We start from the raw sequence: 12,679 nt of genomic DNA, 5'->3' as shown, positions 1-12,679 counted from the left end.
AAGAGGAACTGCTCAATGAATCAAGAAGAGACTTATCTGACCCCGCACATCTTCACCCGCCACAAACTCCCCCTCCACGCCCTCCTCATCCAGAACCAACCGTGGTTCTGCGCCCGAGACCTGAGCCGCCTGCTGCACATCTACCTCAACGAACGCATGCTGCGAAAACTCGACCCCGACCAATACCAAACCCGTAAAACCCTGATCCACAACCAGATCGAAAACACCCTGCTGATCAGCGAATCCGGCATCTACGCCCTCCTCGTCTACCACTACTGCCCCGAATACCGAGCGCTACGCGAATGGCTCACCCACCAGGTCATCCCTACCCTGCGCGACGCCCAACACCCCACCACAAGCGAACGTCCACACCTGAGCCTGCTCAGTTGGCCGGACATGACGTTGAGTTTGTTGCATTGGAATAATCAGCCGTGGATACGGTTGCAGGATGTGCCGTTGATGATGGTGGAACGGGAACAGACCAAGCGCCCAATGACGGGGCCATGGTGGAAAAGGGCTTCACGGATGCTGCAATCGCTATAAACCCGCATGCCGGAGCTGGGCCCTGCGCAAATCGTAAGTCGTTTGGAGATTCATCCAGAACTCAGCCGTAGTGTTGAGATGAGTGGCAAGGCTGATTGCCAGATCGGCGCAGATCCCGAGCTGGCATTTCACAAACTTTTCGATCTTACTTTCGGGCCAGTTCGTGGGCATGGCCAGATCCATGACAGTCATGCCCAACGGCTCCATGAATTCCTTATTCAGAACCTCGCCCGGATGAATCGGGCGCATACCATTGCGGTCCATTTTTCGCCTCCAGAGGCTGTTTTGAGTGGCCAAACTGGAGCATCCGATTCAGGAAAACAAGACCATCAAAACCGTTTCGCCGGCGTCCTACAACTATTAGGGCATGGCCCTACAAAAATTAGCGTCTGCGCCCAGTTACGCAGCCCTTACGCATGTCATTACATTGGCAAACGAAATACGCCCATCAAGATGGAGGTATCTGTGAAGGATAAGAAGAGGAAGGAAAAGCTATTTCAGATTGTTGATTTTCACCTCGAAGCACTCCGTTTGACTGGGAATATGTCAGCCAACCAACGGCGATTTATTGAAGTTGCTGTTACATGTGGGCCAGCGCTTGAGCCAAGCGGCGTGCTGGCCGGTAGAAGGTCCTGAGTGAAAAATAAAAAAGGCGTCCATAGGACGCCTTTTTTTGTTCGGAGGAGTAGTCGCAGCGATTCTTTAGCTCCCGACTTTACGGCCTTGGGTTCAGAATCCGACAGGCTAGCCCGTCGTCATTACTTCAGAGAAACCAGCTTTCTCTGCTGCCAAAAATGCGGGGGAGCTTTTACTGGTGCCCAGTCCCGACGAATGCGCAGTTGCAGTCCTCGAGCGTGAGGATCCTTCAGTACCGCTCAGGAGTCAAAGCTCATTTTCGATCGAGAGCAGCGCAAAACCCTCATCCATACCGGTATAAAGTATTGCCTCCCCGCCCTCTCACACCCTGAACTGGCCATCTCCAACGTCCTTCACTAACGCAAGCCCAGTCCTACGAGGACCGTCCCCTACGTCTGATTACGTAAGCATCAATGTCTTCGATATCGTCTGCATATTGATCCCGACAGAACAAGACGATGCGAAGAAAAGGCAAAGGTACCGAGCTTCGAAATCAGACACTCAAATCTGAATCGCGCAAACTTGCACATCAAACAATGTCCATGGACCCAGAAGCCCTGGCAGCTGGAGTTGATGCTCTATCACTCAGGATCGATCCGATAACTCCAGTAGCAATCAACGCGTTCCACCAGTGGACCGGCCCCGTTGGGTATCCCTGGGACGCTGTTTTGGACTGGAAGACCAAAGATGCAAAAGGGCTGGACTTGGCGTTCTGGTACGAAGAAGAACTGTGCGGACTGTGCTACGCAACGCCGCGAAGAAGCACGATCTGCATGAAAATCGTCCTTTTGCAGGGACACACCTGCAAGACAAATACCTTGCGGGGCTGGATCGCTCCGATGGCATTGCTGACAACAGAGTTCTACGCCCGGAAGCTGGGGCGCACGCAAATCGAAGTACAAGAGCCAGACTCAGGCGCCATCCCTTACTATCAAACGCTGGGATTTTATTTTGATACAACCGGTCGCCTTGTCTTTCCATTGGACGACCAATAAGATCGAATCAAGCATCCCGGCACGTGAGGTGTTTATGAAGCAGAAGAAGCAGAAAACCCAACCGGCACGGGTTTCCAAACCGGGTATCGAGGCACTCGGTTTGCCGGACAGAGTATCAGCCAGTCAGCGGCATTTTCTGAAAGTGGCCGCGACCTATGGCAAGGAAATGGAGCCCGATGGTTGGCTCGCCGGTGGTGGAACCTGAGTACCGCAAAAATGACCGCCTGTCAGGCGGTTTTTTTATGCCTGAGGATTAGAGCCTTCAGCAACATCCAGTGAAGGTTCGCCCTTAAAACTGTCCGACCAACGCCCTCTCCCCAGACTACCCTTCAAGTACCCGCAGGAAGCGGCCCCCGATTCAGCTCAAGGAACGACCATGTCCCTCTCCATCGTCCACAGCCGCGCCCAGATAGGCGTGGAAGCCCCCGCTGTCACCGTCGAAGTCCATCTGGCCAACGGTCTGCCGTCGCTGACCATGGTCGGGCTGCCCGAGGCGGCGGTGAAGGAGAGCAAGGACCGGGTGCGCAGTGCGATCATCAATTCCGGGCTGCAGTTTCCGGCGCGGCGGATCACCTTGAATCTGGCGCCGGCGGATCTGCCCAAGGATGGCGGGCGCTTTGATCTCGCAATTGCCTTGGGGATTCTGTCGGCGAGTGTGCAGGTGCCGTGTCTGACGCTGGATGATGTGGAATGTTTGGGAGAGTTGGCATTGTCCGGCGCAGTAAGGGCGGTGCGCGGGGTATTGCCGGCAGCGTTGGCGGCGCGCAAAGCGGGTCGGGCGCTGGTGGTGCCGCGGGCGAATGCCGAGGAGGCGTGTTTGGCTTCGGGGTTGAAGGTGTTTGCGGTGGATCATTTGCTGGAGGCGGTGGCGCATTTCAATGGGCATACGCCGGTTGAACCCTATGTATCCGATGGATTGATGCACGCGAGCAAGCCTTATCCCGACTTGAATGAAGTGCAAGGGCAAGTGGCGGCGAAACGAGCGTTACTGATTGCTGCTGCGGGGGCCCATAACTTGCTGTTCAGCGGGCCGCCAGGGACGGGTAAGACATTGTTGGCGAGTCGCCTGCCTGGGCTGTTGCCGCCGCTGGCCGAAAGTGAAGCACTGGAGGTGGCGGCGATTCAGTCAGTCGCCAGTGGCGCGCCGCTGACCCATTGGCCGCAGCGTCCCTTCCGTCAACCGCACCATTCCGCCTCCGGACCGGCACTCGTTGGTGGCAGCTCGAAACCACAACCCGGCGAAATCACCCTCGCCCACCATGGTGTGCTGTTTCTCGATGAGTTGCCGGAGTTTGATCGCAAGGTTCTGGAGGTTTTACGGGAGCCTTTGGAGTCGGGATTCATCGTGATCGCCCGGGCCAAGGATCGCGTGCGTTTTCCCGCGCGCTTTCAACTGGTCGCAGCGATGAACCCCTGCCCCTGTGGATATCTGGGCGAGCCGAGCGGCAAGTGCTCGTGCACACCAGACATGGTGCAGCGCTATCGCAACAAGCTGTCGGGGCCGCTGCTGGACCGGATCGATTTGCACCTTACAGTGGCGCGGGAAGCCACGGCGCTGAATCCTGCGATTAAGCCCGGCGAGGACAGCGCCAGCGCTGCCGCATTGGTGGCCGAGGCGCGGGAGCGCCAGCAAAAGCGCCAAGGCTGTGCCAATGCGTTTCTCGATCTGCCGGGTTTGAAGCAGTACTGCACGTTATCCACAGTCGATGAAGCCTGGTTGGAGTCGGCCTGCGAGCGCCTGACCTTGTCGCTGCGCTCGGCGCATCGCTTGCTCAAGGTCGCGCGCACGCTGGCCGATCTGGAACAAGTCGATGCAATCAGCCGCGAGCATCTGGCCGAAGCACTGCAATACCGCCCGGCGTCATCTTAATGCTCGGTCAAATCCACCAGCGGCGTCTGCCGCACTTCGGTGTCGCGTCCGGCCTGAATCTCGCTGACGCGTTTCAACGCGTTATCCACAGCATTTTTGTCGGCCAGGAGGCTGTAATTGATCTGGAACTGTTGGCTGGCTTTCGGCGCGATGGTCGGCACCAGGTTCAACGGCCGCTGATAGCGACGGTTGTAGGAAAAACTGGTCCCCGGCTCAAGCCCCGTGACGTAGCCCTGCCCCTGGGTATCGGTGTTTTTCCACAGGGGAAACACCGGCAGCTGTTGAGTGTTGAAGCCGACAGAAACCCCCAGGCTACCCGCCTTGTTATGCAGCACGGTCAGGGTCTGTCCCTTGGCGTCCGCATAGGGCACGACGTTGTAAACCGTTTCGTCGTAGTCGTTGGTCGGCGCGCGATACGTCTGCCAGTCGGCCAGTTCGCCCTTGGCCTTGTCGTTAAAGGGCGAGACCTGTTTGACCGGTGCCGCAAACCGCGCGCCTTGCTCAAGAAACGGCGTACTGAAGTTACTGTGATACAGCGCCTGATATTCTTTCGGATAGTCGCCATTGTTGGTCAGCGTATCGTTAAGCGCGAACGCGGTGCTGCCGGGCACCGTGACCAGTTCGGTCGCGACGGAGAAGTCGACCTTCTTGAACGCCTGCTCTTTCAATTCGCCACGCAGGCTGATGCCATACGGCGGCTTCTCATCGATGTGCAGGCTGACTTTACTCGCCGGAATGTTCGCGGCGCGACCGTGCAGGGTCAGCAGCTCACCGTTGTCCATACCCGGATGGCCAACCCATTCGTAACCGCAGCGGGTGACCATTTCGTTGAAGCCTTCCAGCCAGCCCAGACCACCACGGCCATTGAGTTCAATAAAGGCCGGATTGACCACTTCCTTGACCGGCGAATCCCAGCCCATGCGCACAGCGCCGACCGTTGCCTGCAAGACATTCATGCCGCGAGTCGGCACCACCGAGAGCTTCATCACGCCGTTATCGATATCAACAATGCTCACACCTTCCTGCCGACCGCCATGCAGGGTGCGCAGGGTCACGGAGAAGGCTTTGTCGGTTTTGATGCCCAGTTGCTCACTGGTAATGCTCCAGTTTTGCGCAGGCTTGTCGGTGTCGAGCAGGACGTAATCCCAAGCCATGGCTTGGGAAGCTGCCGCCATCGTGGCGAGGGCAATAGCGAGTTTGAGCGAATTCATGAGCGTGCCTTTTATTGGAGTTGTAGGTTTTTTATAGCGCTGATGAATCGTTTCAGCAAGCGTAAATAAACCAGATCCAGGCGGCTCTTTGGTGAGTGACGAATTAATCCCGAGCGAGGCGCGCGTTCTTCAGCTAGCCTCGTTCGGTTTTGGCCTATCGGCTGATTGACGGCGACATCATAATGACATTAAGGTCGCCAGCTAAATGCAGGAGCAAGGCACAGGCATTTGCGCCTGTCATTGCGCAACGGAACATATGGAGTATGGATGCGCGGGGCACTATTACGCAGCGGCAAGAGCGGGTCATTCACAGCATTGGGCGAAACAGGTCAACCGGTTTACCGGGCGGCTCTGCAATTGCGCGAAGCGATTCGCCGCAAGAATCCCGACCTGGTCGATCACCTGGCCATCCCTCAAAGCGACGAACTCGGCAACCAGATCGACTGGTACAGCGGCCTCGACGGCGATGTAATCCCGTGGAGCAGCGCGACCGAAGAAGAGCGCGCACCTGCTCGTCGGCAACTTGAAGCGCTGAAAACTGCGCTCGAAGAATTGAGCCAGCGTTTCCTCGGCACCGACTCGGACGAGCCGCAGCAGGGCGACAAAGCCGTGTTCGGCAAGCTGCTCAAGCGCGTCATCCATTTCCCCGACGAAAACTTCGTCTACCTGGTGCAAGGCAAACCCGTGCTGACCTTCTGGGGTTTCGAGCACGCCGGCGCGGATCGCAATCGTGATCCGCTGCACTGCCTGTATCAGGTTCCCCCGGTTTTCACTTTGCCTGCGGAAACGCCAGCACCTGTCGCGGCACCGCTCGCGCCGGTGATTCCTGTCGTGACGCGTCCATGGTGGCGACGCTGGTGGTGGTGGCTGTTACTGCTGCCGCTCCTGTTGTTGCTGTTGTGGCTGTTGCTCGGTCTGCGCGGCTGCGTACCGATTCCACTGGTGGCCGTCGACCTGCTGCCTGAAGGTGTGGTGCCCGTCGAACGGCAGGTAGAACCGCTGCCCGTCGGTACCGCGACCACGCTTAATGGCATCCCGGTTACCGGCACCGGCACCGGCGCCAACGTCGATACCGGCGCGGCGGTGCTCGGCACACAAGGCGCAGAAGCACCGGCACTCGAAGGTGACGAAGCAGCTGCCGAAAACGCCGGCGTGACCCAGGACCCGACCGCCGAAACGCCTGCCAACGCTGCCGAAAACCCGACTGCACCGCCAGCCACGCCAGCGGCCGAGGCTGACAAGGCTGCCGCTGCCAAGGCCGGCCCGGCCCTGAGCATTCCGCCCAACGCGGCGGATGGCGCGGCCGATTTCCTCGATGGCCAATACCGCGCCGGCGCCGGCATTCAAGACCGCCGCACCGGCAAACCGTTACGCCTCGAATACCAGTTCAAGGACGGCAAGGGTGAAGTGACGGTGCATCAGGCCGATGGTTCGAAGTGCAGCGGCCCGGTCGCGGCCTCCATGAAGGGCGGCAGCCTCGCCATCGACAGTCAGGGCCAGGCCGTTTGCGGCGATGGCAGCACCTACGACATGCCCAAGGTCAACTGCCGCAAGGGAGCGACCACCGTCGCCGACTGCACTGGCGGTTATGGCAAAGATCAATTCCCAATGTCCATGCGGCAGATGGGCGAATAAGCACGGAATAACCCGAAATGTTGCCTGAAGTCACCCAGTTCGAAGACACCGTCACGCTCGTCAGCGACACCGGCATCCAGTTCATGGATTTCGCCCTGCGCCTGGATCCCCGCAAGGAGCCGGCGGGCGAGTTCGCTCCGATGATCAGCGGGCTGGTCTGCCGGCTGATGTACAACGAAGAGAAAGACTTCTACTTCTACGAGCCCGAACCGGAAAAGATCGAGAAGGCCAAACCGGCGTTCAGCCTCGACATGAAAAGCAGCCTCGACCTGCTCAACGGTGTCTGGCTGCCGATCCCGTTTTTCCGCTTCATGCCGCCGCACCGCTTCGATGAAGGTCCGAGCAACTGGTCGCGCATGCGCCTGGTCAAACTGGCCACGCCCGACATCGATGGCAACACGCATCGCCTGACGATGGCCTTCGACAGCCGCGTGATGCCCAAGCGTGACGGCACCGCTTACCTGGCGCCAAACGAAGAGGACATCAGCTCCGGCGTGTCTTTCAAACTGGCGACCAAGGCCAGCGAAACCCGCTGGTTCCTCGCTCAGCCGTGGGTCAATGAATGGCTGCTGGAATTGTTCAACGAGGGCAACAGCCATCGTTCGCGTGAAGAACTCGACATCGACATTCGCGCCAGCCATCACCTCGCGCATTACCTCAACGTGCTGAGCCTGCTGGGTAAGCCGTCAACGGCGATGCAGTCGACAGCGCGGCCGAAAGTCGACATTCCTGAACTCAAAGTCGTTGCCAATGACAGCAACGGTCAACCGATCCTGGTCGACCTGGTGCTCGACGTCGGCAACTCGCGCACCTGCGGCATCCTCATCGAAAACCACGGCCAGGCCGGCTCCGGGCTCAAGCACAATTACGTGCTGGAACTGCGCGATCTGATCACCCCTGAGCACACCTACAATCAGCCGTTCGAAAGCCGCGTCGAGTTCGCTCAGGCGAACTTCGGCAAGGACCATTGCTCGGTCAAAAGTGGTCGGCACGATGCGTTCCAGTGGGCGACGATCGCCCGTGTCGGTAACGAGGCCGGGCGTCTGGCCAGCCGTCGTCGCGGCACCGAAGGCTCGACGGGGCTGTCGAGTCCGAAACGTTATCTGTGGGACGAGAAGGCCTACGCGCCGGGCTGGCGTTTCAACTGCTCGTACGTCAAGACCGACAACGAGCCCTACGCTACCGCCGCACCGTTTTCGCACCTGATCAACGAAACCGGCGAGGCGCTCTACAGCCTCGACGAAGATGATCGTTTACCGGTGTTCATGCCGCGCTATTCGCGCAGCTCGCTGATGACCTTCATGCTCGCCGAAGTCCTGGCGCAGGCGCTGTCGCAGATCAACAGCCCGGCGCAACGTTCGCGTCAGGGCCACACGCGCTCACCGCGTCAGCTCAATAGCATCACCCTGACCGTGCCGCCGGGAATGCCCCAGGCGGAGCGCAGCATTCTCAACGAGCGCATGCTGCAAGCCATCGGCCTGGTGTGGAAAAGCCTCGGTTGGCACGCCGGCGAAGAGGATCCACACGAAAAAGAAGGCGCCAGCCCGCGCACGCCGATCCCGAGCATCCGCGTCGAATGGGACGAAGCCTCCTGCGGCCAGTTGGTCTACCTGTACACCGAGGTCAACGAGAACTTTGCCGGTCACCCGGAAGAGTTTTTCGACACCATTGCCCGGCCTGACAAGACCGACCGCGAACGCATCACGCTGGCGACCATCGACATTGGCGGCGGCACCACCGATCTGGTCATCACCGATTACCGCCTCGACCGCGCCGGCAATACCGGCAGCGGCAGCAACGTGCACATCGTTCCCGAGCAGCGTTTCCGCGACGGTTTCAAAGTGGCCGGCGACGATATTCTGCTCGACGTGATCCAGGACTTCATTCTGCCGAGTTTCGAAAAAGCCCTGCAGAACGCCGGTGTGAAGGCGCCGGACTCACTGATGTCGCGGTTGTGTGGCGATGAGTCGGTCAGCGCGCAGGACGTGATCCTGCGCCAGCAACTGAACCTGCAAGTGTTCTCGCCCCTCGGCCTGGCGCTGCTCAAGGCCTACGAGGCCTACGATCCGCAAGTCCCGCAGGAAGTCACGCCGCAGAGCTATCGACAGTTACTCGGCGACAACGCGATCAGCCAGACCGTGCTCGAATACGTCAACGCTGCCGTGCGCCGTGACGTCGGCGGGCAAAGCGATTTCGATCTCTACGCAGCGCAGATCAGCTTCGATCTGCAAAAGCTTCACGCCGCGTTCCTCAATGACCAGATCAACATCACCAAGATTCTCGGTGCACTGTGTGAAGTGGTCGCGCAGTACCCGTGCGACGTGCTGTTGCTGACTGGTCGGCCATCGCGCCTGCCGGGCATCCAGGCGTTTATCCGCAAAGTCTTGCCGCTGCCACCGGGGCGCATTCTGGCCCTGCAGAATTACCGCACCGGCGGCTGGTACCCGTTCCACAAGAACGGCCGCATCGACGATCCGAAAAGTACCGCTTCGGTCGGCGCCATGCTGTGCCTGCTGTGCGCCAACCACAGCGTGCCGAACTTCTACTTCCGCTCTTCGGCGCTGAAACCGTATTCGACGGTCAAGCATATCGGCGTGATCGACCTGAACAACGTGATCAAGGATGCCGACGTGCTGTACCGCGACATCCAGTCCGAAGACTACAAGATAAAGCTGCCGGAGATCGGCGTAGGCGATGACGCCGATACGCCGCAGCTGGAAATGCGCGGCGACCTGCGTCTCGGCTTCCGCCAATTGGCGGCTGATCGCTGGTCGGCCTCGCCGCTGTACACCTTGCGTTTCACCAAGAGCGGGCGAGAAAAGTTCTCCCGCGCAGTCGGTGAAAACGGTAGCGCACCGCTGCTCAAGGTGCGGTTCGAGGTGAAAACCGCCGACCAGTACACGAAAAAACAGGACCTGGTCAGCGACCGTCTCTCGGTGCGCGCCATTGAATCCAACAGCAACAACGTCAGCTTCAACCCGCGCAGCGACCTCGAGCTGGAACTCAACACCATGCTCGATGCCGGCCTGAGCGAGACCAAGTACTGGCTCGACAGTGGAAGTGTGAAACGCAAATGAACGACCTGACCCCCGAGCAACGCCAGCTCTCTGCCCAATGGGCTGCGGTTTATGAAGGTGCCGGTCAGGCACTGGACTGGATTGACCAGACGCGCGGCAACGCACCGCGTCTGGACAGCGAAGCCGACAACCTGAACATCCGCCTGCATCGTGCCCGCAACCTGGCTCACAGCCTCGGTCGCGTGGCCTGCACGCCGATGACCATCGGCTTTTTCGGTTTGTCCCAGGCCGGCAAGTCCTACCTGATTTCGGCGTTGGCGGCCGGTCAGAACGGCAAACTGGAAACCGATTACGGTGGCCAGCGCCTGGACTTCATTCGGCACATCAACCCGGTTGGTGGCGGCAAGGAAGCCACGGGCCTGGTGACGCGCTTCAGCCGTCGCGCTACGCCGAGCCAGGACCCGCAGTTCCCGGTGGAGCTGACGCTGTTCAAGGAAATCGAGCTGGCGAAGATTCTCGCCAACTCCTGGTTCAAGGACTTCGACCTTGAGCGGATTTCCTACGAGATCGACGAAGAACGTATCCAGCGCGTCCTTAAGCCGTTTGAAGGCCGCGAGAACGGGCCGCTGCAACCGGGTGTCAACGCCGACGATCTGGTGTCGCTGTGGGATTACCTGCGCGACAACTTCCGCAATTCGGTGAAAAAACTCGAACACCTGTACTGGCCGAAAGCGCTGCAACTGGCGCCACGCCTGAACTATCAGGAACGTGCCGAACTGTTCGCCATCCTCTGGGGCGAGCAACGCGAGCTGACCCGCGTGTATCAACAGCTGGCCGGCGCGCTGCACAAACTCGGCCTGCCCGAGACCGTGTTCGCCCCGCTGAAAGCCTTGGTGACGTTCGAGAACGACACCTACAGCCAGCGCGACAGCATCATGAACGTCGACATTCTCGAGCGTTTCGGCAGCCCGGCGGATTTGCCGGTCGACGTGCGCCCGCAAGTCGCCGGCCGCCTGCAAAACAGCCAGGGCATTCCGGTTGCGCAACTGGCGGCATTGACCGCCGAGATGACCTTCGGCCTGATCGAGCCACCGGCCGACGACATCGTCAATCAGGTCGACCTGCTCGACTTCCCCGGCTATCGCGGGCGCAAGAAGCTTCACGAGATTGCCGACTCCAGCGATCCGGAATCGGCAACCAAGGACAACTCGGTCTCGCAATTGATCCTGCGCGGCAAGGTCGCTTACCTGTTCGAACGCTACACCGACAATCAGGAAATGAACGCGCTGGTGGTCTGCACCGGCTCGACCAAACAGAGTGACGTCAACGACGTCGGCCCGGTGCTGACGCGCTGGATCGAAAAGACCCAAGGCGCCGATGCCGCCGAGCGCAGCAAACGCGCGAACGGACTGATCTGGGCACTGACCATGCTCGACCTGCGGGTGACCAACTCGCTGAGCCTGACCGCCGACCAGTACGACGAGAGCTGGAACGGCATGGTCAAGCTGACCATGCTCGAACGTTTCGGCAGCCTCAGCTGGATGAACGACTGGGCTGGCACGCCGTTCCAGAACACCTTCCTGGTGCGCAAACCGCGGATGGACGCGGCGTTCATCATGCAGGACGCCAGTGGCGCCGAAACCGGCCTCAACAGCAATTACCAGGCACGCGTCGAAGCGTTGGGCAGCAGCTTCGCCAGCAACGCGCTGGTGTGCAAACACGTCGCCAATCCGGCCGAAGCCTGGACGGAAATGCTGAAAGATGATGACGGTGGTATCAGTTATTTCAGCAGCAGTTTCACCAAAGTGGCCAATATTGAATTCAAGCTGCAACGCATCCGCGAGCAGCTCGACCAATGCCTTGACGGCCTGACCACCCATGGCCTCAGCACTTGGTATCACGCCGACGGTGACGGTGCGGCCGCCGCCAAGAAAGCCCAGGCGCAGATGATTCTGTCCGGTCTGGGCCGACGCCCGGCGGTGCTTGGCGAGTTGATCGATCAGCTCGACATGCGCAGCGAAGAAGTGCGCGACCTGTACCTCAGCGGCGTCTACGAAACCGATGACGAACCGGCCGCCAGCGATGAACCGGTCAGCACGCCACCAAGCCAGAGCCTGTACGGCAACGACGCCGGTTTCGATTTCGACTTCGGTGGCGACCTCGGTCAGGACAGCGCCCCCGTCAGCAGCAAAACCGGCGGCGCGGCGCCGGAACTGCAAAGCAATGAACACCGCTTCGCCAAAGCGGCCTTCAAAGCCTGGATCGCCCACCTGCGCGAACTGACCACCCGACAAAGCCTGCTCAACCTGCTCGGTCTGGAAAAAGCCTTGCTCGAAGCGGTGGTCGATGAATTGATCACCGCCGGCTACCGCCATGACTTGCCCGGCCAACTCAGCCGCGCTGTACTCAAGCGTGCACAAAGCGGCGCCCGTCGCGATCAACTGGTCGAACGCCAAGTGCTGGAAGTGCAACGCGTGCTGCGCGATTTCGTCTCCTGGTTCGGCTATATCCAGAAGCCGGTGAGCGAACGCCCGAACAGCCGGGCCGGTGCCAAGGCGCCACTGTTTTCCTTCTATGCCGACATCGGTCCGGGACAGGTTCCGGTGTTGCCGGCGCAACCGTCGAACCAGGCGCAGCTGTTTTTGGGCGACTGGCTCTCGGGCCTGGCCTACATCACCCTGGACAATGCCGGCCATGGTGCCGGTCGCGAAATCACCCCTGAACAGAACGAACGCCTGGGCCAAGTGCTCACCGCCTTCGCAGCGAGATAAG

At 59.8% G+C, this 12,679-nt stretch carries 9 protein-coding genes; 7 read left to right on the top strand and 2 right to left on the bottom strand.

What is annotated here, in order from left to right; genetic code table 11:
* Positions 1-15 precede the first annotated feature (15 nt).
* Positions 16-543 (top strand): BRO-N domain-containing protein, encoded by a 528-nt coding sequence (locus QOL84_RS20530; protein ID WP_283438375.1) that lies wholly within the window; start codon positions 16-18, stop codon positions 541-543.
* On the opposite strand, the gene QOL84_RS20525 is transcribed toward QOL84_RS20530, so the two are convergent.
* Positions 538-807: a HigA family addiction module antitoxin gene (locus tag QOL84_RS20525; RefSeq protein ID WP_283438374.1), complete on the bottom strand. Its 270-nt coding sequence runs from the start codon at positions 805-807 to the stop codon at positions 538-540. The genes QOL84_RS20530 and QOL84_RS20525 overlap by 6 nt on opposite strands.
* Before the next feature lie 830 nt (positions 808-1,637).
* Here QOL84_RS20525 and QOL84_RS20520 point away from each other — a divergent pair.
* The 3 genes from QOL84_RS20520 (at position 1,638) to QOL84_RS20510 (ending at position 4,044) form a co-directional block, all read left to right on the top strand.
* The gene (locus QOL84_RS20520) at positions 1,638-2,174 is read left to right on the top strand and encodes an N-acetyltransferase (RefSeq protein WP_283438373.1); all 537 of its coding nucleotides are present in this window, start codon (positions 1,638-1,640) and stop codon (positions 2,172-2,174) included.
* Positions 2,175-2,208: 34 nt separating this feature from the next.
* Positions 2,209-2,379, top strand: coding sequence for a hypothetical protein (locus tag QOL84_RS20515; protein WP_283438372.1), 171 nt, complete (start codon positions 2,209-2,211; stop codon positions 2,377-2,379).
* A gap of 171 nt (positions 2,380-2,550) precedes the next feature.
* Positions 2,551-4,044 carry a YifB family Mg chelatase-like AAA ATPase gene (locus tag QOL84_RS20510; protein WP_283438371.1) on the top strand — a complete coding sequence of 498 codons (1,494 nt, stop codon included), beginning with the start codon at positions 2,551-2,553 and terminating at the stop codon, positions 4,042-4,044.
* Here QOL84_RS20510 and QOL84_RS20505 read toward each other — a convergent pair.
* Positions 4,041-5,255 carry an aldose 1-epimerase family protein gene (locus QOL84_RS20505; protein ID WP_283438370.1) on the bottom strand — a complete coding sequence of 405 codons (1,215 nt, stop codon included), beginning with the start codon at positions 5,253-5,255 and terminating at the stop codon, positions 4,041-4,043. The genes QOL84_RS20510 and QOL84_RS20505 overlap by 4 nt on opposite strands.
* A gap of 267 nt (positions 5,256-5,522) precedes the next feature.
* Between QOL84_RS20505 and QOL84_RS20500 the strand changes: the two genes are divergently transcribed.
* From QOL84_RS20500 to QOL84_RS20490, 3 genes are read left to right on the top strand one after another with little or no spacing between them, the layout of a single operon-like run.
* Positions 5,523-6,890 (top strand): SrfA family protein, encoded by a 1,368-nt coding sequence (locus QOL84_RS20500; protein WP_283438369.1) that lies wholly within the window; start codon positions 5,523-5,525, stop codon positions 6,888-6,890.
* A 17-nt stretch (positions 6,891-6,907) separates the two neighbouring features.
* Positions 6,908-9,967: a virulence factor SrfB gene (locus tag QOL84_RS20495; protein ID WP_283438368.1), complete on the top strand. Its 3,060-nt coding sequence runs from the start codon at positions 6,908-6,910 to the stop codon at positions 9,965-9,967.
* Positions 9,964-12,678 (top strand): putative virulence factor, encoded by a 2,715-nt coding sequence (locus tag QOL84_RS20490; protein ID WP_283438367.1) that lies wholly within the window; start codon positions 9,964-9,966, stop codon positions 12,676-12,678. Before QOL84_RS20495 ends, QOL84_RS20490 begins: the two co-directional genes overlap by 4 nt.
* The last annotated feature ends 1 nt before the right edge of the window (position 12,679 follow it).

This window comes from Pseudomonas helmanticensis (assembly GCF_900182985.1).
Lineage (GTDB): Bacteria > Pseudomonadota > Gammaproteobacteria > Pseudomonadales > Pseudomonadaceae > Aquipseudomonas > Aquipseudomonas helmanticensis.
Note: the sequence above shows the minus strand (reverse complement) of the source record. Positions and strands in the feature narration are given on the sequence as shown.

Coding starts and splice junctions, on each gene's coding strand:
- QOL84_RS20530 (WP_283438375.1), top strand. CDS start 16: ATGAATCAAGAAGAGACTTATCTGACCCCGCACATCTTCACCCGCCAC.
- QOL84_RS20525 (WP_283438374.1), bottom strand. CDS start 807: ATGGACCGCAATGGTATGCGCCCGATTCATCCGGGCGAGGTTCTGAAT.
- QOL84_RS20520 (WP_283438373.1), top strand. CDS start 1,638: ATGCGAAGAAAAGGCAAAGGTACCGAGCTTCGAAATCAGACACTCAAA.
- QOL84_RS20515 (WP_283438372.1), top strand. CDS start 2,209: ATGAAGCAGAAGAAGCAGAAAACCCAACCGGCACGGGTTTCCAAACCG.
- QOL84_RS20510 (WP_283438371.1), top strand. CDS start 2,551: ATGTCCCTCTCCATCGTCCACAGCCGCGCCCAGATAGGCGTGGAAGCC.
- QOL84_RS20505 (WP_283438370.1), bottom strand. CDS start 5,255: ATGAATTCGCTCAAACTCGCTATTGCCCTCGCCACGATGGCGGCAGCT.
- QOL84_RS20500 (WP_283438369.1), top strand. CDS start 5,523: ATGCGCGGGGCACTATTACGCAGCGGCAAGAGCGGGTCATTCACAGCA.
- QOL84_RS20495 (WP_283438368.1), top strand. CDS start 6,908: ATGTTGCCTGAAGTCACCCAGTTCGAAGACACCGTCACGCTCGTCAGC.
- QOL84_RS20490 (WP_283438367.1), top strand. CDS start 9,964: ATGAACGACCTGACCCCCGAGCAACGCCAGCTCTCTGCCCAATGGGCT.